Source organism: Limisphaera sp. 4302-co, from assembly GCF_049537155.1.
Lineage (GTDB): Bacteria > Verrucomicrobiota > Verrucomicrobiia > Limisphaerales > Limisphaeraceae > Limisphaera.
In genome coordinates this window covers 1-25,659 of record NZ_JBMVQZ010000020.1, presented here as the reverse complement: position 1 = coordinate 25,659, position 25,659 = coordinate 1, and the positions used below count along the sequence as shown (strand labels likewise).

The following is a 25,659-nucleotide window of genomic DNA, read 5'->3' as shown; positions in this document are numbered from 1 at the left end:
AAGGTGGGCAAGGGGGTGAAGATCCCCATTGCCGTGGACGCCCGGGGATTGCCGATTGCGGTGCAGAGCTGTTCGGCCCGGCCGTATGAGTCGGCTCTGGCACAGGGGTGGTTCGATTTCATGCTGACGAAGGAGGCTCCGGAGCGGGTGGTGGGCGAGAAGGCCTGGGAGAGCGATGCACTGGACCGGGCGTTTGCCGCGCGAGGCATGGAGCTGATGGCGCCCGCACCGGAGCAGTCGCCGGCCGTGATCGCCAGCAAGAGATGCTTCAGGTCAGGGTTCGAACGGGTGTACAGGCAGTGGTTTGGAGCTCGGTCCAGGAGCATGCGGGTGCGGTGCCGCATCGAATGGTCGAGGAACGGTTATGGCGGTGGGAAGTGGCCGTGGACCGAGGGGTGGAACTGCATGGCAAAAGATGGGGTCGGGTTGAGTGGGTTGCGGGTCCTGAAGCGGTTCAGGGGCTCCGAGACAGGATGAGGCCGGCAGGGAGGGGTTGGATTGCCGATGCGCGGTTGGAGGGGTGCCGATGCGGCCGGCCAGGGCGGGAGGAGCGAAGGCCGGGGGCGCTGGCTGTGGAGCAGGGGCTCCGGGGCGCGTGATTGGGGCGATGGGCGTACCTTTGGCGAACGACTGGTGTCTGCGGCTGCCGAATGTTGTGGATTCGTGTGGAGGTAGGTGCGGCGCGAATGCGCGGCACGATTGAGGTGGGCCGGGGAGGGAGGTGGCGTTTGGGGTTGCCAAGGCGTGTTTGCTGGAGGAAGTTGGAAGGGCCATGCCGAAGAAGGCGCACAAAGCGATGCTGTTGGGGATCGGCCTGGACAGTGACGGTCATCGTCGTTTGACGGCCGGTCCGAACTTTCTGTTGGCCGGCGGCTCTGCGGAGACGCACGAGGCCATGACCGAGAAGGTGGTCAAGATCATGGAGAAGTTGGCCGCCAAGGGGAAGACGTTGGAGAGCGTCAGCCGGCAGGAGTTCGAGGATATCGCGCATGACGTGGGTCTGAAGCGGATCCCGCCACCGAACGCCAACTAGCGCGCGTGGACGGTACCGGGGCTTGTTCGATTTCTCGTTCGGGAGTTGCCCGAACCTGCGGGGTGTTTCAACCCGCGTGAGCCGGTCCTTCCCTGGAGAGAGCGTGGTTCAGGCGTGGGAGGGATTGCCGTTTGGGTGGGTGCGGCGCTGGCGAGACGGGTTTATTTCGCTCTTCCTGCTGGTGGGTCCCGGGCCGTGGGGTTGGCGCTGAAGGGGGGCAAGGCTCCGGCGGGGCCGAGGTCTTTCCGTCGGGAGTTGTTCGGGTGGTTGTGTTCCCCCGGAGCGGCTCTTTTTTGCCTGCGAGACTACCGGTGGGTGAGCGGGGTGGTGAAGTGGCGGGGCGGACACTCCGGGGCCAAGGGGCGTGGGGCGTTCGACGCAGGGTCCCGGGGTGGTGGGCCTCCAAGCAAGGGATCGCAGGTGCGTGCGGGGATTCGCGTGGTTTTTCGGCTGAGGGCGGCTGTTTGAAGGGGTGAGTGTCCAGGGAGGATTTGCCAGTCACCCGGCGCCGTGGAGGTGGCTGTTCTATCACTTGCCGGTCACCGGCTTCGGACGGAGCGAGATGCTGCCGGTGTACTGATGGTTGCGGGCCGGTGTTCAGTCCAGTCGGCACCACAGGGTTTTGAGATAGGCGGGCTCGTCCGGGTGGACGGGGAAGTCGGGCGGCTGGGGTGCGTAGAGTTCCTGGACGATGGCCCGGCCGGCGGTTTCAATCGCTTGGTGCACTGTGGCGACAAAGTCGGCCGGGGCCCAATCTTCTTTGTTGCTGGAGATGAAGAGCACGCCGTGCGGCAGGAGGAGGGAGGCGGCGGAGGCGACCAGGGCGGGCAGGTCTTTCTCGACGCGAAAGACGCCGCCGGATTTGGAACGGGAAAAGGTGGGCGGATCGAGCAGGACGAGGTGGAACCTGCGGTTCCTGCGTTGGAAGCGGCGCAGCCAGTCCCGGACGTCACCGTGGATGAAGTCGTGTGCGGCGGGGTCGAGCTCGTTGTGCTGAAAGTTCCGGCGGCCCCAATCGAGGTATTTGCGGGAGAGGTCGAGGCTGGTGACGCGGGCGCCGGCTGCTGCGGCGGCGACGGAGAAACCGCAGGTGTAGGCGAAGGTGTTGAGCACTTCCCAGGGGTGGACTCGGTCGGTCGCCGCCGGATCACGGAGGAGGAAATGACGGCCGATGTAACCGGTGAGGAGTCGGCGCCGGTTGTCTCGTTGGTCGAGGAACAGTCCCACGGAATAGCCTTCGCCGAGGTTGAGTTCGAACCGCAGGCCGTTTTCCCGAATCAGGAAGGGGGCCGACATGGGCTCGCCCTGCACGAGCCGAGGGGTGAGTTCTTCCGGGGAAAGGCCCTGGATGCGGCGCCGGAGGATCTTGTGATAAAGGGCGCGCGCGGGCAGAAGGTTCGAGAGCCAGGACCGCTGCGGGTCGGTGAGCGGTTGCCCGGATTGGGCGAGGACGCATGGGCCCAGGCGATCCACGTACAGGCCCGGCCAGCCGTCGGCTGCGCCGTGGATGCAGCGCCAAGCATCTGTGAGGTCGGGTTCGATGATGGCCTGGCGCAGGGCCGTGCCGGGCCAGCAGAGAAAATCGGCCGGTGCAGAGAATCGGATGAGTTCGCCCGTGGCGGGATGGTAAAGTTGGAGGTCTTCGGCGTGGAGGCAGAGTCGGGCCCATGGGGTGCCTTGGTAGAGGGTGTCGCCGAGGATGGGGATGCCGGCGGCTGCGGCGTGGGCACGAATCTGGTGGGTTTTGCCGGTGACGGGCCGGGCGTGCCCCTGCCAGACGCGAATGGTCTCGGGCCAGGGCGTGCCCCGGGCCCAGGGGAGGTGGATTGTCCGGGGGGCGGGATCCACTTCGAAGTGCGTTACGGCAGTGGGGTCGGCCGGGCCCGGTGGTTTGACGCGGCGTTTGGGGCCGGACCGGTGGAGGGCGGTTTCGGCGGTCCAGGCGCGGCGGGGCGGGGGTCGGTCGGTCCAGAACACGTACCGTTTTTGCACGCGGTGTTGGGCGAACTGCTCGGTGAGCGAGCGATTGGCGAGGTCGGTTTTGGTGAACAGGAGGACGCCACTGGTTTCTTTGTCGAGTCGCTGGACGATGGCGAGTCGTGCCCAATGTGGCTCGCGGTTGCGGAGCCAGTCGTAGATGCCTTCGCCTGCCCAGGGCGAGGGTGCATGTGTGTTCCATCCGGGTGGTTTGTGGACCACCAGCAGGTGCTCGTCCTCGTAAAGGATGCAGGGCGGGCCATGGCCGGGGCGCTGGCTTGCCGCCGGCCGCGGCTCCGGCGAATGGCCGTGGGTTGGGGAGGGCATGGGACTGGGGGGTGCCGGGCCGGCAGGGGTGCGCGACTCACCAGAAGGTCCAGGCGCCGCGATGGACCACGTAGAGGCCGAGCAGGAGGTTGGTGATGGCGTGGGCGGTGATGGCGTCGCCGAGGCGGTTCTTCCGCAGGACCAGCCACTGGTAGAGCAGGCCGCAAAGGATGCCGGCGAGCCATTCGTAATGGACCATCCCGAAGACGAGGGAGGTCACGCCCCATGAAAGCAGGTGACGATGGTTCAGCGGGAGGTTCCAAAAGTCCACCCGCACGAACCAGCGGTAGAGGAAGGACCGGTAGAAAACTTCCTCGAGTGGCGGCACGACGAGGCTGGAACCGAGGATACGCCCGACTATGCAGCTCCAGGCGAGGAGGGAATCTTGTCCGAACGCCTCGTGCGGGTTCCAACCGCCCTCACTGGGCTTGAAGAAGAGATGGTTTTTGGGGACGAAGGGGTCGATCCCCACCCAGATGACGAAGACCAACACGCCAACGGCGACGGCCTCCCAGCTGAAACTCCAACGCATTTCGGGCACCAGCGGGCGCATTTCCCAGATGAACCATGCGCCCACCACGGTTTTGAAGAGGTAGATCCAGTAGCGCCCTTCGCTGCCAAAGAAGTCCTGTGCAGCCGTCAGCAACAGGAAAATAAAGAAGGGTAGGACCCGCGCATGGGCGGGAGACCGTTGGAGGTACGGACCCAGCAACGTCATGCGCCCAGACTGCCCGGGGCGGGGCGCTCAGGGAAGTTCCAACACGTTGGTGCGGCCGTGGCCGGTGAGGACGATGCGCTCGGGCTCGATTCTCAGGACGGTCCAACCCTCGACGACGTCGCCGGGCTGCACGGTCTTTTGATTGACCACAGCCCACGGGCGGTTTGGATGGTAGATGACGGCCTGCAGTTTGAGGTCCGGCACGGGTGGGGCGACAGGTTCCTCCGTCGGGGGTCCGGCGGCTCTGCCGGAACGATGGGGATTCGGGTTTGCAGTCTCAGGTGGGGTTTGGCCTGTCGGTTGGGGGTGCGCGGCCGGGGATGGGGGCTGGAGATCGGCTGGCTGGCGGGCAACTTCCGGGGCGACATCTGATTGTCTCTCCGTGCCGGTGGGCGGTTGAAGGTGTGCCGGGGTATCGGTGGCGGAGAGGTTCGAGCCGTGGAGAGGGTCGGGTCCGGCCGTTTCGTCGCGTGCGACCGGCGGGCGTTGGGGTGGCGCGGGTGGAGACTTCGATTTGATGTGGTCGTGCCACCAGGCGCCGATGAAGAACAGGCCGGCTCCCAGCAGGAGGCCGAAGCCCACCAAGGTCCAGGAGGAGGGCCTTGGCCCGGGTGAGGGTGCGGGATGCCACGGTGGGGCGGGATCTGCCGGTCCGGGTCTGTCGGCACGCTGGGCGGCCTGGAGTTGTTTGAGGGCGTCGTTGATGAGGCTCATGCGGGGATGTCACCTTCGAGTTCGCGGATGGCTCGTCCGACGAGTGCGAAATCGATCCTGTGCGTTTGGTGGACGAATCCGGCCAGGAGGGCCTTGTCGCACACGGCGTTGACGAGGCGGGGGATGCCGCGGCTGTAGCGGTGTACGCGCCAGAGTGCGGGCAGGGTGAAGTAGGGTGTGCCCTTTGCGCCGGAGACGGCCAGGCGGTGTTGGACGTAGCGGATGACTTCGGCGCGGGTCAAGGGCCGCAGGTGATATCGGACGGTGATGCGCTGGCGCAACTGCCGCAGGTGCGGTTGATCGAGGCGGTTGCGCAGCTCGGGCTGGCCCATGAGGAGGATCTGCAGCAGTTTGCGGTCGTGGGTCTCGAGGTTGGAGAGGAGGCGAACCTGTTCGAGGAGTTCGTCGGTGAGGTCCTGGGCCTCGTCAATCACGAGCACGGCTTCCCGGCCCTGGGCGGCCAGATCGAGCAGATGCCGGTTGATGGCCGACAGTGCCTCGAGACGGTCCATGTCCGGTGAGGTTTCCAAGCCAAACTCCCGCGCGATGGCACGCATGAGTTGGTCGGGGTTCAGCACCGGGTTGAGGACCAGGGCGGTGGCGTAGCGACCACCGTCGAGCTGATCGAGCAGGGCGCGGCAGAGGGTGGTTTTGCCCGCGCCGACCTCACCGGTCAGCTGGACGAACCCTTTGCGTTCCCTGATGCCGTAGAGCAGATGGTTGAACGCCTCGCGGTGTTTTACGCTGAAAAAGAGGAACCGCGGATTGGGCGTCAGCTCAAACGGCGGCTCCGTCAGTCCGTAATACCCGAGATACACGCCCTTGGCAGAGCAAAACGCGTTCCGGTTGGCAGGCGCGGGTTTGAGTCGGGACTGTCCTGCCCGACCGCGATGTTCGCGCGCGTGTCCAGGAGCAGGACACTGCCTGTCCAAAATACGGACAGGACGAGACACACGAAGCGAGGGAAAAGGCTGGAGAATGGCCTGAAGAAGGGGTGGCATCGGACATGCTGGGTGGTTGGCCATGATGGAGATCTTGGGCATCTACGCGGGTTTGAGCGGGCTGGCGTGTCTGGTGAGCCTCGTGGCGGCTCACTTTGCGCCGGTCGGCTACGAGGACGAGAGTGGCTTCCATTACGGCGTGGCCCAGCAGCCGACGACCGTGCCCGGCTCCCCGGAAGGTGGGCAGATTTTGCCGGTGCCGGCATGAAGATTTTGCCGCGGAGGTCGGGGGCAAGGTGACTGCTCGTCCGTAGGTTTCAGTGAGGTTGGATTTCTGGTCCGCCCCCACGGGGGTGGGAGGCGGGAAACCAGGGGACCCCTGCCGGGTTCGATTCGCTTTGGATCGCCGCTGATCAATCCGCGTGTCTCAGCGGGCCGTCTGCACCTGGCAGGGGTTATCTTTTTTCCGTGGGCCGGGCGCCTGCGAGCGGGTGGACGGAGAGCTGGGTTGGGAGGTGCCCTTGGGCGTGCATTTCCGGGCGGGATTGGTTCGGGCGGGGTTGGGGTCGGTTGAAGCGTTGGTCTTCCGGAGGAAGGGCGGGGCGCCATCCCAGCCGCTGGGCTGATGGCGGGTCGTGGGTGACCGCTACACAGGTGAGGCGGGGTGCGCTTGGGGCCGCTGGCGTGGTCTGTTTGTTGGTGAGGGTGGACGTTAGAGGGGTTGGGAGCAGCGTGGGCCTTCTTGGGGCTGGGCGGTTTCCGCGCGTTTTCAAGCTGGTGCCGGTCTGGGTATGAGTAGCCCGGACTGCGTGGGCATGGTGGAGGGCCGGGCGGGCGGGACCCTTCCGTTGACAGTGGCGGGGCCGGCTTGCTAGCGTCCGCCCACGCTGGGAGACTGACGCATGGATTACAAGAACACATTGAATCTGCCGCGGACGGCCTTCCCGATGAAGGCGGATCTGGTGGTGCGGGAGCCGGAGCGGTTGAGGCAGTGGCAGGAGGCCGGCCTGTACGAGCGGATTCAGAAGGCGCGGGCGGCCGCACCGGCGTTTGTGTTGCATGACGGGCCGCCCTTTGCGAACGGCGACGTCCACATCGGGACGGCGCTGAACAAGATCCTCAAGGATTTCGTGCTGAAGTACAAGACGCTGAGGGGGTTTCGTGCGCCCTACGTGCCGGGGTGGGACTGTCACGGGTTGCCGATCGAGTTCAAGGTGGTCCAGGAGCGGGGCGGGTCGGCCGGGGAGGCGGCGGAGATCCGGCGGGCGTGCGAGGCGTATGCGCGCCGGTTTGTGGACCTGCAGCGGCGGCAGTTTCAGCGTCTGGGTGTGCTGGGGGATTGGGAGCATCCGTATCTGACGCTGGATCCGGCGTATGAGGCGGAGGAGCTGCGGTTGTTTGCGGACCTGGTGGAGCAGGGGATGGTGTACCGGGGCAAGAAGCCGGTGTACTGGAGCATTCCGTGTCGGACGGCCCTGGCGGAGGCGGAGGTGGAATACCAGGAGCATGTCAGCCGGAGCGTGTACGTGAAGTTTCCCATCGTGGGCCGGCCGGGGACGTACCTGCTGATTTGGACGACCACGCCGTGGACGTTGCCTGCGAATCTGGCGGTGGCCTACAACTCCACCTTCAGCTACGCGGTGGTGCGGGTGGACGGGGAGGACTACGTGTTGTCGGCGCTGCTGGTGAACACGGTGGCGGCGAGGTGTGGTTGGACGAATTTCCAGATCGTCCGGCATCTGGACGCGGGTCACCTGCAGCACGTGGAGTACGAGCATCCGTTCTGCAAACGGACCGGCCGGTTGTACGCGGGGGATGCGTTTGTGGACAACGTGACCGGGACGGGCTTCGTGCACATCGCGCCGGGGCACGGTCTGGAAGACTATTTGCTGGGGTTGGAACATGGTCTGCCGGTGTATTCGCCCGTGGACGATGACGGGCGGTTCACCTGGACGGACGATCTGCCGCGGGAGGCGCAGATGCCGGCGGAATTCATCGGCAAGTCCATCCTGGAAAGGGACGGCCGGAGCGAGGCGAACGAAGTGGTGCTGCGCGAACTGCGCGGTCGGAAGCTGCTGCTGCACGAGGAGGACTACCGGCACAGCTACCCGCACTGCTGGCGGAGCAAGACGCCGGTGATTTTCCGGGCGATGCACCAGTGGTTCATCCGGCTGGACCACGTGCCGCCGGGCAGCGGGCCGGGGACGCCCACCTTCCGCGAGCGCGCCCTGGCGGAGATCGAGAAGGTGACGTGGATCCCGGAGTGGGGAAAGAACCGGATTGCGGCGGCGGTGAAGGCGCGGCCGGACTGGTGCATCAGCCGGCAGCGTGCGTGGGGGGTGCCGATTCCGGCGTTTTACGATGGGCAGGGCCGGCCGATGCTGGATGCCGCGCTGGTGCGGCGTGCGGCGGATCTGATCGAGCGGCACGGGTCGAATGTGTGGTTCGAATGGCCGGTGGAACGGTTGTGGTCGGAGATCCGGCCCGACGGTTGGTCGGGTCCGGAACCGGCGGCCAAGTCCGCGGACACGCTGGACGTGTGGATTGATTCGGGCAGCTCGTCCCGGGCGGTGATTGCGCGCCGGCCGGAGCTGCGGGGTTCACCCCTGCCGTTTCAGTGCGACATGTATCTGGAGGGTTCGGACCAGCATCGGGGCTGGTTCCAGTCGTCGTTGCTGCTGTCCCTGGCCTCGCAGGGGGCGGCGCCGTATCGGACGGTGTTGACGCACGGGTTCATGGTGGATGCGGATCGGGAGAAGATCTCCAAGAGCCGGCAATCCACCGGCGGGTATGAGAAGCCGCAGACGGCCGAGGCGTATGTGCAGCGGTGGGGCGCGGACATTGTGCGGCTGTGGGTGGCCTCGCAGGATTTCCGGAACGACATCGTGGTGAGCGAGGAACGGTTGTCGAAGGTGGCGGAGATCTACCGGGTGCTGCGCAACGCGCTGCGGTACCAGCTTTCGAACCTGTACGATTTCGATCCGGGGCGGCACCTTGTGCCGGATGCGGAGCTGACGGGGCTGGACCGATGGGTGCTGGACCTGTTCGGCCGGCTGGAAGCCGAGGTGCAGACCGCCTACGAACGGTACGAGTTTCACGTGGTGTACCAGAAAGTGAGCCAGTTCGTGGCGGTGGAGCTTTCGGCGGTGTACCACGACATCATCAAGGACCGGTTGTACACGGATCCGGCGGATTCGCGGCGGCGGCGTTCGACGCAGACGGCCCTGTGGCGGCTGGTGCAGGGCCTTTGCAAGATGCTGGCCCCGATTCTGGCCTTCACCGCCGACGAGGCCTGGGAACAGATCCCGGGCCGGCCGGCGGGGAGTGTGCACGAGCAGGTTTGGGAACCGGTGCGGTTGCAGCGTGGTGCCGAGGAGGTCGAGCAGTGGGACAACCTGTTCCGGCTCCGGGAGAGGCTGCTGCCGGAGCTGGAGAAGGCGCGCCAGGCAAAGGTGATCGGCAAGGCCCTGGAGGCGCGGTTGATCCTGCGGGGTGAGGACCCGCTGTTTGCGTGTGCGCGTGCGCACGCGGAGGCGTTTCGGGAACTGATGAACGTGTCCCAGCTGGCGTTCGTGCCCGGCCCGGACGGGCATGGGAGCGTGGAAGTGGTGCACGCGGAGGGTCGGAAATGCGAGCGTTGCTGGCACTGGGAACCGGATGTGGGCCGGCACGCGGAGCATCCGACGTTGTGCGGTCGTTGCGTGGAGGCGGTGCGGGATGCGGGGGCGTCGGTCCCGGCCGGTGGACGACCGGGCTGAGCGGGGCCGGACCCGGCCGCCGGACCGGGCGCAACCGGGGCAGGCGGGGGCGCCGCCGGCGGCAGATGCAGGAGGAAGGGCAGCCATGCCAGTGCAGAATCGGATCGTAAAGGTTCAGAAGCGGAACCGGGCGCTGGTGACATTCGATCCGGAGCGGATCCGGCGCGCGATCCTGAATGCCGCGCGTTCCATCGGCGGGTTCCGGCAGGATCATCTTCCGCACATCAACGGGCGGTTGTTCGATGCCTGTCCGACCGACGAGGAGTTGGCGGATTTTCTGGCCGATGCGGTGATCGTGTGCCTGAACAGCGATCCGCATCACCTGATCACGAATTTCCCCCCGACCATCGAGGAGATTCAGGACGATGTCCTGCACGTGTTGCGGAGTTACGGGTTTCAGCACACGGCGGACGCGTACGAGTGTTACCGGTGGGGACGGCACTGGTTGCGGTTGGGCGCGCTGCAGCCGGAGCAGTTCATGGGCAACGGATTTCCGGTTGCGATCGTGGAGCGGGAGCTGGGGTGGGCGCGGCCGCTGGGCTGCCACACGGTGGCGGGGCTGAACGAGCTGACGCGGTCGGGCCGGTGGAAACCGGTGGTGGAGGAATCGCTGGCGCGGTATGAGGCGGCGCTGGACGAGGCGGCGCGCAAGGTGATGGCGCGGCTGAATGCCGGGGATCCGCTGCGGATGTTGTGGATCAGCGGGCCCAGTTCGTCCGGAAAGACCACCACCACGGTGAAGCTGACCCGGCGGCTGGAGAAGGAGGGGCTGCGCTTTCTGATGCTCAACCTGGATGATTATTTCTGGTCGCTGGTGGAGCATCCGACCGACTGGATCAACGACCGGAACTACGAGACGCCCGAGGCCCTGGATCTGCAGTTGCTGAACCGGCATCTGTTGGATCTTCTGGAGGGGCGGCCGATCGAGAAGCCGATTTACAGTTTCAAGGAGGGGCGGCGCGTGGGGACCAAGACGGTGCGGCGGGAGCCGGACCAGATTCTGTTGCTGGACTGCCTTCACGGATTCTATCCGCCGATCACCGAGGGCGTGGAGCCGCGCAGCCAGTTCCGGATCTACATCGAGACGTTGCATCCTCTTTACGAGGGCGACGGCAGCAGCGGCAGGCTGACGGCATTCACGGATGTGCGGCTGGTGCGGCGGATGTTGCGGGACATGAAACACCGGGCACACCGGCCGTTGCTGACGTTGCTGCACTGGCATTACGTGCGTGCGGGCGAATTGTTCAGCATCATTCCGCTGATGGGCCTGGCGGATCATGTGATCAACGGCGGGTTTCCGTTTGACTGGCCCCTGTTGCAGCCGTGGTTTTTGGGGCCGGAATCGTTGTGGCCGCGGCCGGAGGAGCTGGCACCGTATGCAGGGTTCCTGGATGCGCGGATCCGGTACGAGCGGGTGCATGCCCTGCTGCGGAGCGTGGAGCCGATTTCGTTCGAGGAGGCGGCCCGGTTGATTCCCGGCGATGCATTGGTGCGGGAGTTCATCGGAGGGAGCACACTGCCGATCCCACACAATGAATGAGTTTGACCAGCGGGAAGGATTGCGGGTGTGGGAAGGCGAAGAGGGCGCGGTCGGGCAGCCGGCCCGGGCACCGGAGAGCCTTTTGTACGATCCGCCTTCGATTTTGGAGCCGGTGGATGTGACCCGGCTGTTCCCGCGGCGGCAACCGCTGGAGGTGGAGCTGGGTTGCGGGGATGCGACGTTTCTGGTGGAGTACGCGGCCAGGCACCCGGAACGGAACTTTCTGGGGATCGAGCGGCTGTTGGGGCGTATCCGGAAACTGGACAAGAAAGGCCGGCGCCTGGGGCTGACGAATCTGCGGGGCATCCGGATCGAGTGCGGTTATTTTCTGCAGTATCTGCTGCCGCCGGGGACGGTCTCGGTGTTTCACATCTATTTTCCGGACCCCTGGCCGAAGAAGAAGCACCGGCGCAACCGGCTGATTCAGGCGCGGTTTCCCTCGCTGGCCCACGCCGCGCTGGTTCCGGGCGGGCGGGTTTACCTGCGCACGGACGACCCGGATTATTTCGCGCAGATGCAGGAGGTGTTTGCGGCCGCGCCGGTTTTCCGTCCGGTGGAGACGCCGCCGGAGCTGATGGAGTTGGAAACGGATTTCGAGCGGGAGTTTCATGCGCGGGGGATTCCCACGTTGTACGCGGCGTACGAGCGGGACTGAGCGGCGGGGGCGATCCCCGGCGGGAGGGGCCGGTTCCGGATTTGCTTGCACGGCCGGCATGCCGGTTTCATGGTGGCTGGGATGAGGGATCTGCGATGAGACCGGAACTGGTGGCGCGCATGGTGGGCGGGGCCATCCTGGTGCTGGTGGCGGTGTTGCTGGTGGCCAGCGGCACGTACGTGGTGGAGCCCGGTTACCGCGGCGTGGAGATCATTCTGGGCCGCGTATCCGAAGCGTTCAAACCGGAGGGGTTCGGCCTCAAACTGCCGCTGGTGAGCACGATTCATCCGGTTTCGATCCGCCAGCAGACGGTGCGGGAGACGGCGGAATGTTATTCCTCGGACCTGCAGCAGATCCGGGTGGATCTGCGGATTCTCTACCGGATTCCGGAGTCGGCGGTGGTGCGGTTGTTCCGGGATTACGATGGCGATCCGTTCGGGCAGTTGGTGGCTCCGCGGGTGCACGAGGCGCTGAAGGAGGTGGTGGCGCTGCAGAATGCCGAGCAGATCGTGAAGAACCGCGAACAGATCAAGGTGCGGACGCTCGACCTGGCGCGGTCGAAGATCGGCGAGCTGGTGGTGGTGGAGGATCTGGTGATCGAGGACATCAAGCTGACGCCCGAGCTGGAGCGGGCGATCGAGCAGAAGATGGTGCAGGAGCAGGAGGCGGCCAAGGCCCGGTTCGTCCAGCAACGGGCGCAGATCGAGGCGAACACGGCGGTGATCAAGGCCCGGGGCGAGGCCGAGTCCATTCGCATCCGGGGCGAGGCTCTGAAGGAGAACCCCACCTATGTGGATTTGCAGATTGTGGACCGGTGGGATGGGCAGGCCCCGCTGGTGGTGGGCGGGGGACAGATCCTGATGTCGGTTTCGGAGTTGTGGCGGTTTTCCGGGACGAACCATGCGCGCGCGCAATCCCTATTACCCGCACGATCGCGTTGAGTTGGTGATCCCGGCGTATCTGCCGCGGTTGTTGGCGGCAGCGGCGGTGTTGTTTGTGCTGGTGCTGCTGGGTGCGACCGGCAGTTACATCGTGCCGCCCGGGCACCGCGGGGTGAAGGTGACGCTGGGGCGGGCGGCGGAGCAGTTCCTGCCGGAGGGGTTCGGGTTCAAGCTGCCACTGGTGACGCGGGTGGTGCCCATCAGCGTGCGGCAGCGCACGGTGCCGTTGCATGCGGAATGTTTTTCGTCGGACCTGCAGCAGGTGACGCTGGATCTCAGGATCCTGTACCGGGTTCCGGAACAATCGGTGGTGCAAATCTACCGGCAGTATGCGGGAGACCCTTTCGACAACCTGATCGCGCCGCGGGTGCAGGAGGCGGTCAAGGAGGTCACGGCATTGTTGACGGCGGAGCAGATCGTCAAGAACCGCGGGCAGGTGAAACTGGACGCGCTGGCCAGAGCCCGGGAGAAGATCGGCGACATCCTGGAGGTGAACGATCTGGTGATCCGGAACATTGATCTTTCGGACGAGCTGGAACGGGCCATCGAGGCCAAGATGGTGGCCGAACAGGAGGCGGCACGGGCGCGCTTCGTGCAGATGCAGACGGAGATCGAGGCGGAGACGGCGGTGATCCGGGCGGAGAGCGAGGCGCAGGCGATCCGCATTCGTGGTGAGGCGCTGCGATTGAATCCGGAATTCCTGCGCCTGCAGTTGGTTGAGAAGTGGAACGGGCGGTCTCCGTTGGTGGTGCCGGGGGATGTGAGCGGGACGGGGTCGGGTCTGCTGTTGCCGGTGGGCCGTCCGGCGCCGGCCGGGGACGAACCCTGACAGGTCCGCAACAGTGGTGGTTGCGGGTGGTTGTCCTGGCCGGAGTGGCGGTGGGATTGCTGGCGTTGTTCCCGCGGGCCCTTGCGGGCTTGGAGTTGGCGGCGCGGGAGTTGCGGTACTTCTGGTGGGTGATCCTGCTGGTGGCTGTGGGCGTGTGGTTGCTCCGGGGGCTGGGCCGGCGGTGAGGCGGCCTGCGCGGGCTCATCCCGGCTGCGGACAGTGGATCAGGTGGGGCTTTCTTCCAATGGAACCAGACCCTGGGCGATGGCGTAGCGGGTGAGGGCGGCGACGCTGTGGAGGTCGAGCTTGGTCATGATGCGTTCGCGGTGGGTTTCGACCGTGCGCACGCTGACGCCGAGGCGATCGGCGATTTCCTTGTTGGAGAAGCCGCGGGCGATGAGGGAGAGGACCTGCTGCTCGCGCCGGCTCAGGCGGGCGCCGCCGGCGCCGGGAGCCTGGCGACGGACCCATTGGTTCAGCGCGGTTTCCGTCACCTGCGGGCTCAGGACCACTTCGCCCTCATGGATGCGCAACAGGGCTTGGACGAGTTGTTCGGCGGGGATGTCCTTCAGGAGGTAACCCCTTGCACCGGCGGTGAGGGCGCGTTGGATGTAGTCGGGTCGGTTGTGGACCGAGAGGATGACGACGCGGGTGGCCGGGGAGCACTCGCGCAAGGTTTCGCAGAGCTGCAGGCCGTCCATGTTGGGCATGTTGATGTCCACCAGCATGAGGTCGGGCCGAAGTTCGGCGGCCCGGCGGACGGCTTCCTGACCATCGGCGGCTTCGCCCACGACCTGGAGTCGGGGATGCTCGGCCAGACAGGAACACAGGCCGCGTCGGACGACGGGATGGTCGTCCACGATGAAGACACGAACGGGCTTTTGGGATGCGCGTTTTCCTGGCATCGGTCACCGGAGCTGCCGGTTGCATCCTAGGCGGCGGGTCGGGCGTTGTAAAGCCGGCCAGTCCCGGGTGCGGGCATTTCCGCGCGGGCGCCTGCCGGGGGAAGAGCCGGGTGGTGCCCGGCCGAGGGGCGGGGGACGATGTGGCCGGGGGCCGGGGTCAGTCGGTCTCTTCTTCGCGCAGCCGTTCGCGGCGTTCGATGGCCTCGGGATGGCTGTCGAGGTTTTGAGAGAGGTAGACGTGCCGCAGTTCCTGGCCGAAACCGAGCCGGCGGAAGAAGGCCAGTGCGGGTTTGTTGGCCTCGTCCGTGTCAACCAGCATGATGCGTGCGTCGCGTTCGATGAAGCGGCTGGTGAGGTGTCGGACCAACCGGGAGGCCACGCCGCGTCTGCTCCAGCCCGGGTGGACGCCAAGCCATTCGAGCCAGCCGTAGCGCCAGGCGCTGCCGCGTTTCTGCATGATGCTGCCGAGGGCGAAACCGATCACCCGATCATTTGCCACGGCCACGAGGCAGGTCTCGGGCTCGGCACTGAAGAGTTTCATGACCTCGTCCTCGTCCCAACACCGGTAAAGGGTGGGCAGCTTCTCGGCCGTGAAGAGCCGCTGGCCGAGGGCGTAGACCTCGGGCAGGTCTTCCAGCCGCATGGGGCGTATTTCAACAGAGGGAGTTTCCGGTTTGCGCCGGCGCGTTCCGGTCCGGGCGGCCGGCCTGGGTAATGAAGGTTTCATGGAATCGGATCCAACGTTCGTGGGGAAAGTTGCCTGGAAAACCAGAAGCTCATACGAACCGGCACGGCTCAGGAGGTGAGCGTGCCGAAACGAGGGAACGAACGAGGACAAACGGCGGCCTCTCCCAACGCGTGGGGTCGGGCTCGTCGTTCTTCAGGCTCGTCGTTCACGCCCCAACGGTAGCGGTCCCTGCCGGGCCGTGTCAATGGAAGTGCCACCCGGCTCGGTTGCAACTTCCTGGCCGTCAGATGGTTATAGTTGTGGGAACCATCCTTTGCCCCTGGGCGGGTGGCGGGCCTCCGCCGGGGGGCAGGATGAGGGTCGGGGATGTGCAACCTAAAGCTTCACAACGGTTTGCCGATCCGCGGCCGGCGGCCCGGGTCGTGTGCGGAGGTGTGGCGAGTTGGGTACGCCGGGCCGAACGGGGCGGGTCATGGGGTCTGGGTCAGGGTGCTGTTCTTTGGGAGGCTATCTTTGATGGGGCGCAGCAGCTCGTTCTGGATGATGCGGATGCGTTCGACCTGGCCCTTGGCGGGAAAGCGCTGGTGGAAGTTCGTGACTTCGAATTCCGGGATGAGAGTGTTCCATGGTTGCAGGAGTTCCATCCAGCGGTGGAGGCGATCTTCGGCGGGTTCGTGTTGGCCATGTGCGGTGAGTTGGGCACAGACCCGGATCATGGCCCTGATGGTGACGGGGCAGGTGACCATGTACTGGTGGTTGCCCCATGCCTCGCCCCAGGCTTTTCGGGCGGCGAACAGGAAGTCGCTCAGAATTTGGTACTGTCGTTCGGCCTCTTTGGCTGGGGAATGGCATGGCTCGTTTTCGAGCCATCGATGGACTTCGTGGAACAATTCGGATTGGAGGATCCACTTGTCCTTTTGGGTGCGGCTGCCGAGTCGGTTGATGCGGTAGCGGAGCGGGCTGTCGCTTCTGCTGTAGAGCATGTGCACGATGCTGGCGGCCAGGCGCTGTTGCGGGGAGATCCAGGAGACCTTTTCGTACAGGTCCACGAGGTGGCTCCTGCTGATGCGGGTGGGGGTGGAGTTGATGACGACGAACATTTCGGCGGCGAAGTCGCGGCTTTGTCCGTCGAAGATGATGCAGGGGACCTGGACGGTTCGGGCCTCTTGGGGGTGTTTTTTGGCGAGGAAGTGGAGGGCGGCCAGGCGATGTTGCCCGTCAATGATGAGGTACGGCTGGGCGGGGTTTTGGAGGTGGCCCACACCGGGGAGGTTGGACAGGGGCGTAAATTCGAGCCTTTCCTGGCTGAACAGGAGCACGGTCCCCGGGATGGGCGGTTGGGTGAGGGCGGTTTCGTAGAAGTTCATGATGGCCCGGATCTTTTTGGCTGTCAGTTTGCGTTGGAAGGCTTCGTCGCTGCGTTCGACCCCGGCGATGAAACGGGCCACCTCGTCCTCCTGGGCGGGCGGCGTGGGTCGGATCTGCTCGCCTTCGTGGTGGAAGCGCGAGGTGAACCGGATGTGGCGGAGGAGATCTTCCGCCGGGAAGCTGACGAAGTAGAAGCGGGCGTCTTTTTGTTGGATTTGAACGGCGATCATGGGGTGTGTGAATCGGGGTTGGTTGGAACGGGACCGACGTTGCAGGCCGGAGGAAGCGAGGAGGTGAACGGCCCGGAAGGGCTGTCCGGTGTCCGCCCGGTCTGATCCGGGCGGACATCGTGGTGGGTTGTTTTCATGTGCGGGCCTCCTCCGTTTCTGCTCCTGTTTGGCGGACCGGTCCGTCTTTTGAGCCGGCGCCCCGGGGCGGCCTGCCCGACCAACGGCCGGGTGATGATGACAGCCTAGGGAGTCGGGCTGGGGAGTCAAGGAGTCGGGTTGGGGTGCGGTGGCGGGTTGTGGAGGGGTGCTGCTGGGGGCCGTCAGTGCGGGTTTGCCCGGGGGCGAGTCTCTCTTATGCTCTGGATCTGCGATGGAGATCGTCCTGGTGTTGTGCATCACGGCGGTGGCCGTTTGGTTGTTTGTGACGGAGCGGTTCCGCGTGGATCTGGTGGCGCTCATGTTGATGGGCGCACTGATCGTGGCGGGGCTGGTGCTCCAGTTTGCGGGTTGGGGCCAGACGGGCCGGTGGATCACGCCGGACGAGGGGGTTTCGGGCTTCAGCAATCCGGCGGTGTTGACGGTGGCGGCGATGTTCGTGTTGAGCGCCGGTTTGCAGAAGACGGGTGCGGTGGGTTTTGTGGCGCGGTGGTTGGAAGGGTTGGCGCGGCATCCGGTCTGGCTGGTGCTGGTGACGGTCGTGTTGGCCGGGGTGTTGTCGGCGTTCATCAACAACACGGCGGTGGTGGCGGTGTTTTTGCCGATGGTGCTGGCGGCGTGTGCGCGTGGCGGGATGCCGCCCTCGCGGGTGTTGATTCCATTGTCGTATGCGGCGCAGATGGGTGGCGTGTGCACGCTGGTGGGGACCTCGACGAATCTGCTGGTTCATGCGTTGTCGGAACGGGCGGGGGTGGGGTCGTTTGATTTGTTCGAGTTCACGCCGCTGGGGGTGGTGTTGCTGGCGGTGGGGTCGGTGTATCTGGTGGTGGCGAGTCGGTGGTGGTTGCCGCACCGGGGGACGGTGCAGCGGGTGGAGAACTATCAGTTGGGGCCGTACCTGGCGGAGCTGCGGGTGCGACCCGATTCGCGTCTGGTGGGCCGGGTGTTGGGGGAGACACCGCTGGGGCGGGGCGACACGGTGGCGGTGTTGGAGGTGCTGCGGGCGGGTCGGCGCCTGTTTGTGCCCTTGCAGGAGAGCGTGCGTGCGGGTGACGTGCTGTTGGTGCGGGCGGATCCGCGGGCGCTGATGGAGATCCGGACGGCGTGGGGCCTGGATCTGTTACCGGGGTTTGCCGCCACGGACGCGAGTCTGGAGGGCGAGAACCTGAAATTGGTGGAGGTGATCATTCCGGCGGGCTCGGCCTGGGAGGGGCGGACGCTGGGGAGTTTGAATTTTCAGCACCGGTATGGTGCGACGGTGCTGGCGGTGCGCGCCGGCAACCGGACGTTGCAACAGCGGTTGAGTCAGGTGGAGCTGGAGGTGGGGGACGCGTTGCTGGTGTTGGGGCCGGCCGAAGCGTTGGATCGGCTGCGGGCGGATCCGAATGTGCTGATGTTGCAACCCGTGGACGAACCGATCCTGCGCCGGCACAAGGTGCCTCTGGCGGTGGGTGTGGTGGCGGGGGTGATGTTGCTGACGGGGTTGAACGTGTTGCCGGTGATGGTGTCGGCCATCGTGGGGTGTATTGCGCTGGTGATGTGCCGGTGCCTGACGCTGGACGAGGCATATGCGGCGGTGGACTGGCGGGTGGTGTTTCTGCTGGCGGGGACCTGGCCGCTGGGTTTGGCGCTGCAGAAGACGGGTGCGGCGGCCGGGATGGCCGAGGCGGTTCTGTTCCTGACGGGGGACACGAATCCGTGGCTGGCGTTGGCGGTGTTGTATGCGGTGACGGCGTTTCTGACCGAGTTTCTGAGCAACAACGCCACGGCGGTCATGCTGACGCCGGTGGCGCTTTCGATGGCGGATTCGCTCGGGGCGGATCCCAAGCCGTTTCTGATGGCGGTGTGTTTTGCGGCTTCCACCAGTTTCGCCACACCGGTGGGTTACCAGACCAATGCCATGGTGTATCACCCGGGCGGGTACCGTTACATGGATTTTGTGCGGGTGGGCTTGCCTTTGAATCTGCTGTTCTGGGTGATCTCGGTGGCTTTGATCCCGCGGTTCTGGCCGTTTTGACCGGGTTGTCCGGCGGTGGAGAAGCGGGGCGGGGCGCCATGGGCGCCGGGCTTTGCTCTTGGCAGGGGCCTTGGATTTGGGTTTAAGCGGGGCTTGGTGACGCCGGAGCGATCAGGAGCAGCGGCGGAGGATCCGATGCCGGTGTGGGAGCGGCGCCGGCGCGCCGCGGGCTGGGTGCTGGGTCCGTTGGTGTTCGGCGGCCTTTGGGTGTGGCCGTTGCCGGAGCTCCCAGTGGAGGCGCACCGGCTGCTGGCGGTTTGGGGGCTGGTGATGGTGTGGTGGGTGACGGAGGCGTTGCCGCTGGGTGCCACGGCTTTGCTGGGGGCATGTTTGTGTGTGTTGTTCGGGGTGGAGGAGGCGCGGGCGGTGTTTCGGAGTTTCGGGCATCCTGTTCTCTTCCTCTTCGTGGGGAGTTTTCTGCTGGCTGCGGGGATGGTGCGGCATGGTCTGAGCCGGCGCCTGGCGGTGGCTTTGCTGAGTTTGCCGGGGGTGGCTGCGAGCCCGGTCCGGCTGCTGGCCGCCTTTGCGGCCGCCTGTGGGGTGTTGTCCATGTGGATTTCCAACAGCAGTACCGCGGCGATGTTGTTCCCGATGGCCCTGGCGGTGATCGCCGAGTGGACCGGTGCGGGGCACGCGTCGGTCTGTACGCGGCGGTTGGAGGGTGCCTTGTTGCTGGTGGTGGCCTTTGCGGCTTCGATTGGCGGGATGGCGACACCGGTGGGTTCGCCGCCGAATCTGATCGCGCTGGCGTTTCTTCGGGAGCAGGTCGGGCTGCACCTGACCTTCCTGCAGTGGATGGTGGTGGCGCTGCCGGTGACGGCGGGATTGGGCGTGTTTTTGGTGGGGTACTTTGCGGCCCTGTGCGGCGGTGGACGGAGCGGGCCCGCGGACCTGACGTCGCGGATACGGGCGCTGCGTGCGGAGCTCGGTCCCTGGACACGTGGCGAGAAGCAGGTAATGGGCGCTTTCGGCCTGACGGTGACGCTGTGGTTGTTTCCGGGCGCGGTGAGTGTGGTGGCGGGGATGGACTCGCCGTTGTACCGGTGGTGGGAACGGCACCTGCCGGAGGAGGTTTGTGCGTTGCTGGGAGCGTTGCTGCTGTTTGCGCTGCCGGTGGATTTGCGCAGGGGCGAATTTGCCCTTGGCTGGGAGGAGATTCGGCGGCTCGACTGGGGGACGATTCTGTTGTTCGGGGGCGGGCTGGCTTTGGGTGAGGCGGCGGTGAGGACGGGTCTGGCGCCGTGGCTGGGCCGGTGCCTGGTGGAGGCGCTGCCGGTGACGCATGTTTTCACGCTGACGCTGTTGTTTACGGTGGCGGCGGTGGCGTTGACGGAGACCACGTCCAACACGGCGACGGCGAATCTGGTGGTGCCGATGGCCCTGGCTGCCGCCCGGGCGGCGGACGTATGGCCGGTGGCACCGGCGTTGGGGGCCTGTCTGGGGGCGTCGCTGGCGTTCATGCTGCCGGTGTCCACCCCGCCGAACGCGATGGTGTATGCATCGGGTCGGATCCCGCTGGGGAGCATGTTGCGTCATGGGCTGGTGTTGGACGTGGCGGGGATTGTGCTGGTGGTGGTGGCGGCGACGTGGTGGATGCCGTGGGTATTGAATTGGATGGACTGATTGCTCCTGCCTGACGGCGCGGGCTTGCCCGTGCGGGCCGTCCGATCCGATGATGGGCGCCGGTGCGGGGCACCGGGACATTCGCAGGAGCAGACAGAAGATGAAGGTCACACTGTACGGAGCGGCGGGAGAGGTCACGGGGTCGGCGTACCTTGTGGAGACGGGTCGGGCGCGGGTGTTGGTGGATTTCGGGCTGTTCCAAGGGCACGGCAAGGCGGAGAAAAAGAACCGGGTGCCCGCGGGGTTGCGTGCGCGGGGACTGGATGCGGTGCTGATCACGCACGCGCATCTGGATCATGTGGGTCGGCTGCCTTTGCTGGTGCCGGCGGGTTATCGGGGGCCGATCTATGCGCACGAAGTGACGGCCGAGCTGGCGGGCCTGGTCCTGCGGGACTCGGCCAAGGTGCAGGCGCATGATGTGGCGCGGTTGAACCGGAAACGGATGCGGGCGGGCAAGCCGTTGCTCCAACCGCTTTACGGCGAGGCGGAGGTCAACGCGGTGTTGGAACTGTTTCGCCCCGTGGACTACGGCGTTTGGACCGAGGTGGCGCCGGGTGTACGGGCCCGCTGGGTGAACGCGGGCCACATGCTGGGTTCGGGCAGCATCGAGCTGGTGGCGGAGACTGCCGGGGGGCTGCGGCGGGTGGTGTTCTCGGGCGACGTGGGACCGCCGGGGCTGGCCCTGGTGCCGGATCCGGAGGAGCCGGCGCCGGGTCAGGTGGTGTTTTTGGAATCCACGTACGGGGACCGCGACAACAAGTCGCCGGCGGAAACGCTGGCCGAGTTCCGGGCGATCATCGAGTCGGCCGTGGAACAGAAGGCGCGCGTGTTGGTGCCGGCCTTCGCCATCGGACGAACCCAGCAGATCCTGTATCACCTGGATGAACTGTTCTGCGCGGGCGTGGTGAAACCGTTTCCGGTGTATCTCGACAGTCCGATGGCGATCGAGGCCACCGGGATTTATGCGCGGCATCCGGACCTGTTTGACGCCGAGGCGCGGGCCCTGCAGCGGGCGTGCGAGCTGGTGCGGACGCACCGGCACGTGATTCCTTGTCCGACCCCGGAGGATTCGATGCGCTTGAACGATGCGCCGGGGCCGTGCCTGATCATGGCCGGCTCGGGCATGTGCACCGGCGGCCGGATCCTGCATCATCTGAAGCACGGGCTGTGGCGGCCGGAGACGGTGGTGATGTTCGTGGGGTATCAGGTGGAAGGTTCGCTGGGGCGGCGGTTGGTGGACGGTGCCCGGCGGGTGCGCATTTTCGGGGAGGAGATCGCCGTTCGCGCGCGGATTCACACGTTGAACGGATTCAGTGCGCATGCGGGTCAGAGCGCGTTGTTGCGGTGGTTGGAACCGCTGACGCGGGTCGGGCCCCGGGTGGTGCTGACGCACGGAGAACCGCGCGGCCGGCAGCCGCTGGCCGAGCAGATCGAGAGGCGCTTCGGATTGGAAGTCCTTCAGCCGGAGTTCGGCGAAACGGTCGAATGGTGAGGAGCGGGTGGGGCCGTCCGTTCCGGCGGTTTTTAGGGCGTGGCGGACGGGTCCGGCGTTGATTCCTGCCCGGAGCCGGCGGACTTGTGACGGCAGTTCAGAACAGCTCCGGCATGCCTTCTTCCAGGAACCGGATGCTGGAGAGAAGTCCTTCCTTGCGGGCCAGTTCGCGCAGCAGGCGCGGGGGTTCCTCCGGATCTTCGAACGACAGTTTGAACGTGCCGTAGTGCATGGGCACCATCCACTGGGCACGGACGTCCTTGAACACTTGAAGGGCCTCCTCGGGACCCATGTGGACGTTGCGGAAGGAATCGGGCTTGTAAGCGCCGATGGGCAGCAGGGCGATCTCCGGCGGACAGTGTTGGCCGATTTCCTTGAAGCCTTCGAAGTAGGCGCTGTCACCGGCATGGAAGACCCGGCGGCCCTGGTATTCGAGGAGGAAACCGCCGTAGCCGCGGTGGTCGTCGCGCAGGACGCGTGCCCCCCAGTGCAGGCACGGGGTGAGGGTGACCTTCCAGCCGTTGTGGGAGAAACTGTCCCACCATTCGAGTTCCACGATGCGTTCGAAACCGAGGTCATGGGCCAGATCGCCCATGCCCCACGGCATGACGGCGATGCGGGGATGGGGCAGTTTGCGGAGGCTGGGCCGGTGGAAGTGATCGAAATGGGCGTGGGTGAGCAGGACGAGGTCAATGGGCGGCAGGTCCTCCACCTTCAGCCCGGAGTGCCGGATCCTTTTGAGGAAGAAAAGCCAGTTGGCGAAGTTCGGGTCGATCAGGACGTTCAGGTCGGTGAACTGGATGAGGAACGAGGCGTGCCCGATCCAGGTGAGCGCGATCTGGCCCGGATGCAGTTTGGGGAAGGCCGGCGGCTTGGGTGAGCCCGTGCGCGGTGTCAGGAGGGCTTTCCAAACCATCTCCCGGAAGAATGTGCGCGGGTTGAAGGCGCGGGTCGGGGTCAGATCCCGCAAACGCCGCGGCAACCGGCGTTCCCGCCGGTAGACCGGAGGTTTGCTGCGTGGACCCGGAGTCATCTTCGATCCATGGCCACGTGTACGACGGCGTCGAATAAAAAGCAAGGCGGGCCGTCGAATCCGACGAAGACCGGCGGCAGTGCCGGTGAGAAGAGCCAGAAACCGGGAGGGTTCATCATGAAAAGGTCGTTGACGATTCTGACCGCGGTGACCCTGGCGCTGGCGACAGTGTCCTCGGCGCGTGCGGGAGACCGCGAGTGGGCCACGGCCGGCAAGATCCTCGCCGGTGCGGTGGTGGGTGCCACGCTGGTGGCCGCGTTGCAACCGGTTCCTGTCTGTGCCACGCCGCCTGTGGTGGTGGCGCCCCCGCCTCCGCCCGTGGTGGTGACACCGGCTCCGGTGGCGGTGGCGCCGCCTCCGGTCGTGGTCGCACCGCCACCAGTGGTGGTGGCCCCTGCGCCGGTGGTGGTGAGGCCCCGACCGGTGGTGATGGCACCTGCTCCCCGGGCCGTCGTGCATGTGCGGGTTGCCCGTCCGGTACGGTTGCACGGGCACTGCCGTTGACGGGACGTTGACCGGAGGAACCAGACCCGCCCGGTGCCCTTGCCGGGCGGGTTTTTCATTGCCGGGGAGTCGGGCGGCCGGCTACCCCTGCCCGGCGTATGAACGGTTCGCACGCTTCCAACGAGCCTTTCGAGTCGCTGGCCCGCCGGCCGCGCTGGGAGGACCCGGTCTATGCCTCTCCCACGGCATGCGTGGTGGGCGAGGTGATTCTGGGCGCGGAGGCGAGTCTCTGGCCCTACACGGTCTTGCGGGCGGATTTGAATCGGATCGTCATCGGCCGCGGCACCAATCTGCAGGACCACGTGGTGGTGCATTTGTCGGCGGAGCGACCGTGCGAGGTGGGTGCGTACGTGACGGTGGGCCACGGCGCCGTGTTGCACGCGTGCACCGTGGAAGACGAGGTGCTGGTGGGCATGCGGGCCACGATCCTGGACGGGGCGGTCATCGGGGCGCAATCCATCGTGGGCGCGCAGGCGCTGGTGCCCCCAGACATGAAGGTGCCTCCCGGCTCGCTGGTTGTGGGTGTGCCGGCGCGGGTGGTGCGGTCACTTTCGGCCGGGGAACGGGCGTCGTTGCGACCCCGCGCGCTCCGGTACATCGAGCTGGCCCGGGCCCACGTGCGCCACGGTTGGATGCGCCGCGGTCTGCCCGGCAGTCCTTCCGAAGGGGCAACCTGCCGGGATTGAACTGCAGGGAGAATTCCGGCGGCGCAGCTCGACACCAGCTGGCTTCGGGGTAACTTGACCGCATGAGCAACCTGCTGGTGATCCTGCTGACGGCGCTTTTGAGCTCCAACGCTCCTCCGGCCGAACTGGCGCTGCCGGCAGCGTCCCCGGCCCGGACCGTCGCCGCGCCCGACCCCGCGGATCCGGTCGAACAGGAGTACCGCAGGTTGTTGGAGCTGGACGACCGGATGTTGGGCGAACTCGATCAGTTGATCCGCGACTTTCAAAACGCCGGGTCCGACAATGAGGCCGCACGGGCCGAGCTGCGGCGGCGCATCAAGGCCCGCATCGGCGAGGTCCGCGAGGCTTACGAGGCCTTTCTGCGGAAGCATCCGGATCACGCGCGGGCGCGGCTGGCCTACGGCAGTTTCCTGAACGAAATCAAGGACGAGGAAGGGGCCGTGGTACAGTGGGAAAAGGCGCGGCAGCTCGACCCGACCAATCCGGCCGCGTGGAACAACCTGGCCAATTACTACGGGCATCGCGGCCCGGTGACCAACGCCTTCCGCTATTATCAGCGGGCCATCGAGTTGGATCCACGCGAGCCGGTGTACTACCACAACTTCGGCACCACGGTGTATCTGTTCCGCAAGGATGCCATGGAATACTTCGGCATCACCGAGCAGCAGGTGTTTGACAAGGCACTGGACCTTTACGCCCGCGCCCTGCAACTGGATCCGACCAACTTTTTCCTCGCCCACGACATCGCCCAAACCTACTACGGCATCCGCCCGTTACGGACCAACGAGGCGCTGCTGGCCTGGACCTACACCCTCGGCCTGGCACGGGACGCCATCGAACGCCAGGGCGTGCTCATTCACATGGCCCGGATCCGGATCCTGGCCGGCCAGTTCGACCAGGCGCGGGCGTTGCTGGAGAAGGTAACCGAACCCGCGCTGGCGGATCTGAAAGCCCGGGTGGAACGGAACCTGCGTGAACGCGAAGCGCGGGCGCGGGGGAGCCGGGAGGACTCACCTTCGGGCCCCGCGCCGTGAACCCCGGCGGTTGCAGGGGTGCAGGGGCCTTTCCCCGGCCAGATTCGAAGGCGTTGACCTGCATCAAGGCGGGTCGGTGGCCGGGCGGCCATATTGGCGGGCGATGACAACGAACATCGTCACCGTGGACGTCCGGGAGGATCTGAAGGCGGGTCGGCAGCCTTGCGGGCGGATCATGGAGGCCGTGGCCGGGTTGCGACCGGATCAGGCCCTGCGGCTGCTCGTGCCCTTCGAACCGGTCCCATTGTACGGTGTGCTCGGCGCACGTGGATTGCGACACACCACGCGGGTGCTGCCCGAGGGCGATTTCGAGGTCCTGTTCACCTGGGGCCAGGAGGGGGCGTCCGGACCTGCCGGGTTTGACCCCGAATCTCAAGCCGGCGCCGGTTGTGGTTGCGGCTGCAGCGAGGGTGCGGGAGCGGTACCGGAGCCACTCGAGCTGGACCTGCGCGGGCTGGCCCCGCCGGAACCCATGACGCGGATTCTCGAG

General features: G+C 66.1%; 23 protein-coding genes and 1 pseudogene. 16 read left to right on the top strand and 8 right to left on the bottom strand.

Annotated features, from left to right (window positions below; genetic code table 11):
• Both ACPDIX_RS14635 and ACPDIX_RS14630 read left to right on the top strand, forming a co-directional pair.
• A pseudogene (locus ACPDIX_RS14635) lies at positions 1-477 on the top strand (hypothetical protein); the annotation flags it as partial.
• Between the two features lie 295 nt (positions 478-772).
• Positions 773-1,033, top strand: coding sequence for a hypothetical protein (locus ACPDIX_RS14630; protein WP_423432544.1), 261 nt, complete (start codon positions 773-775; stop codon positions 1,031-1,033).
• 597 nt (positions 1,034-1,630) lie between these two features.
• Here ACPDIX_RS14630 and ACPDIX_RS14625 read toward each other — a convergent pair.
• The 4 genes from ACPDIX_RS14625 to ACPDIX_RS14610 all read right to left on the bottom strand — a co-directional run bounded on the left by ACPDIX_RS14625 (position 1,631) and on the right by ACPDIX_RS14610 (position 5,587).
• Positions 1,631-3,337 (bottom strand): pseudouridine synthase, encoded by a 1,707-nt coding sequence (locus ACPDIX_RS14625; RefSeq protein ID WP_423432543.1) that lies wholly within the window; start codon positions 3,335-3,337, stop codon positions 1,631-1,633.
• Between the two features lie 37 nt (positions 3,338-3,374).
• Positions 3,375-4,055, bottom strand: coding sequence for a CAAX prenyl protease-related protein (locus ACPDIX_RS14620; RefSeq protein WP_423432542.1), 681 nt, complete (start codon positions 4,053-4,055; stop codon positions 3,375-3,377).
• 27 nt (positions 4,056-4,082) lie between these two features.
• Positions 4,083-4,259 carry a general secretion pathway protein GspB gene (locus tag ACPDIX_RS14615; protein ID WP_423432541.1) on the bottom strand — a complete coding sequence of 59 codons (177 nt, stop codon included), beginning with the start codon at positions 4,257-4,259 and terminating at the stop codon, positions 4,083-4,085.
• A gap of 506 nt (positions 4,260-4,765) precedes the next feature.
• Entirely contained in the window at positions 4,766-5,587 is an 822-nt protein-coding gene (locus ACPDIX_RS14610) for an ExeA family protein (protein WP_423432540.1), read from the bottom strand.
• A 205-nt stretch (positions 5,588-5,792) separates the two neighbouring features.
• Between ACPDIX_RS14610 and ACPDIX_RS14605 the strand changes: the two genes are divergently transcribed.
• The 7 genes from ACPDIX_RS14605 to ACPDIX_RS14575 all read left to right on the top strand — a co-directional run bounded on the left by ACPDIX_RS14605 (position 5,793) and on the right by ACPDIX_RS14575 (position 13,618).
• Positions 5,793-5,978, top strand: a complete 186-nt coding sequence (locus ACPDIX_RS14605) for a hypothetical protein (RefSeq protein ID WP_423432539.1) — start codon at positions 5,793-5,795, stop codon at positions 5,976-5,978.
• Between the two features lie 634 nt (positions 5,979-6,612).
• Entirely contained in the window at positions 6,613-9,468 is a 2,856-nt protein-coding gene (gene ileS, locus ACPDIX_RS14600; RefSeq protein ID WP_423432538.1) for an isoleucine--tRNA ligase, read from the top strand.
• A gap of 85 nt (positions 9,469-9,553) precedes the next feature.
• Positions 9,554-11,008 (top strand): ATP cone domain-containing protein, encoded by a 1,455-nt coding sequence (locus ACPDIX_RS14595; protein WP_423432537.1) that lies wholly within the window; start codon positions 9,554-9,556, stop codon positions 11,006-11,008.
• Entirely contained in the window at positions 11,001-11,663 is a 663-nt protein-coding gene (gene trmB / locus ACPDIX_RS14590) for a tRNA (guanosine(46)-N7)-methyltransferase TrmB (RefSeq protein WP_423432536.1), read from the top strand. Before ACPDIX_RS14595 ends, trmB begins: the two co-directional genes overlap by 8 nt.
• Positions 11,664-11,758: 95 nt before the next feature.
• On the top strand, positions 11,759-12,604 hold the full coding sequence (locus ACPDIX_RS14585; protein ID WP_423432535.1) for a prohibitin family protein: 846 nt from the start codon (positions 11,759-11,761) through the stop codon (positions 12,602-12,604).
• Entirely contained in the window at positions 12,564-13,433 is an 870-nt protein-coding gene (locus ACPDIX_RS14580) for a prohibitin family protein (RefSeq protein WP_423432534.1), read from the top strand. Before ACPDIX_RS14585 ends, ACPDIX_RS14580 begins: the two co-directional genes overlap by 41 nt.
• A gap of 20 nt (positions 13,434-13,453) precedes the next feature.
• Positions 13,454-13,618 carry a hypothetical protein gene (locus tag ACPDIX_RS14575; RefSeq protein ID WP_423432533.1) on the top strand — a complete coding sequence of 55 codons (165 nt, stop codon included), beginning with the start codon at positions 13,454-13,456 and terminating at the stop codon, positions 13,616-13,618.
• A 39-nt stretch (positions 13,619-13,657) separates the two neighbouring features.
• On the opposite strand, the gene ACPDIX_RS14570 is transcribed toward ACPDIX_RS14575, so the two are convergent.
• From ACPDIX_RS14570 to ACPDIX_RS14560, 3 genes are all read right to left on the bottom strand, one after another.
• A complete protein-coding gene (locus tag ACPDIX_RS14570; protein ID WP_423432532.1) occupies positions 13,658-14,338 on the bottom strand; it encodes a response regulator in 681 nt (226 codons plus the stop codon).
• 157 nt (positions 14,339-14,495) lie between these two features.
• Positions 14,496-14,981 (bottom strand): GNAT family N-acetyltransferase, encoded by a 486-nt coding sequence (locus ACPDIX_RS14565; protein ID WP_423432531.1) that lies wholly within the window; start codon positions 14,979-14,981, stop codon positions 14,496-14,498.
• 515 nt (positions 14,982-15,496) lie between these two features.
• The gene (locus ACPDIX_RS14560) at positions 15,497-16,624 is read right to left on the bottom strand and encodes a DGQHR domain-containing protein (protein WP_423432530.1); all 1,128 of its coding nucleotides are present in this window, start codon (positions 16,622-16,624) and stop codon (positions 15,497-15,499) included.
• A 370-nt stretch (positions 16,625-16,994) separates the two neighbouring features.
• On the opposite strand from ACPDIX_RS14560, the gene ACPDIX_RS14555 reads away from it, so the two are divergent.
• The 3 genes from ACPDIX_RS14555 to ACPDIX_RS14545 all read left to right on the top strand — a co-directional run bounded on the left by ACPDIX_RS14555 (position 16,995) and on the right by ACPDIX_RS14545 (position 21,912).
• The gene (locus ACPDIX_RS14555; RefSeq protein WP_423432529.1) at positions 16,995-18,797 is read left to right on the top strand and encodes an SLC13 family permease; all 1,803 of its coding nucleotides are present in this window, start codon (positions 16,995-16,997) and stop codon (positions 18,795-18,797) included.
• Positions 18,798-18,893: 96 nt separating this feature from the next.
• A complete protein-coding gene (locus ACPDIX_RS14550) occupies positions 18,894-20,420 on the top strand; it encodes an SLC13 family permease (protein WP_423432545.1) in 1,527 nt (508 codons plus the stop codon).
• 100 nt (positions 20,421-20,520) lie between these two features.
• Positions 20,521-21,912: an MBL fold metallo-hydrolase gene (locus ACPDIX_RS14545; RefSeq protein ID WP_423432528.1), complete on the top strand. Its 1,392-nt coding sequence runs from the start codon at positions 20,521-20,523 to the stop codon at positions 21,910-21,912.
• A 97-nt stretch (positions 21,913-22,009) separates the two neighbouring features.
• Here ACPDIX_RS14545 and ACPDIX_RS14540 read toward each other — a convergent pair whose 3' ends face one another.
• Positions 22,010-22,945 carry an MBL fold metallo-hydrolase gene (locus ACPDIX_RS14540; protein ID WP_423432527.1) on the bottom strand — a complete coding sequence of 312 codons (936 nt, stop codon included), beginning with the start codon at positions 22,943-22,945 and terminating at the stop codon, positions 22,010-22,012.
• Between the two features lie 117 nt (positions 22,946-23,062).
• On the opposite strand from ACPDIX_RS14540, the gene ACPDIX_RS14535 reads away from it, so the two are divergent.
• From ACPDIX_RS14535 to ACPDIX_RS14520, 4 genes are all read left to right on the top strand, one after another.
• Complete coding sequence (locus ACPDIX_RS14535) at positions 23,063-23,449, top strand: hypothetical protein (protein ID WP_423432526.1); 387 nt, start codon at positions 23,063-23,065, stop codon at positions 23,447-23,449.
• Positions 23,450-23,547: 98 nt separating this feature from the next.
• Positions 23,548-24,135 carry a gamma carbonic anhydrase family protein gene (locus ACPDIX_RS14530; protein WP_423432525.1) on the top strand — a complete coding sequence of 196 codons (588 nt, stop codon included), beginning with the start codon at positions 23,548-23,550 and terminating at the stop codon, positions 24,133-24,135.
• A gap of 62 nt (positions 24,136-24,197) precedes the next feature.
• On the top strand, positions 24,198-25,169 hold the full coding sequence (locus tag ACPDIX_RS14525; protein WP_423432524.1) for a tetratricopeptide repeat protein: 972 nt from the start codon (positions 24,198-24,200) through the stop codon (positions 25,167-25,169).
• A 103-nt stretch (positions 25,170-25,272) separates the two neighbouring features.
• The coding region (locus ACPDIX_RS14520) for a DUF2249 domain-containing protein (RefSeq protein ID WP_423432523.1) at positions 25,273-25,659 on the top strand (387 nt) is incomplete at its 3' end.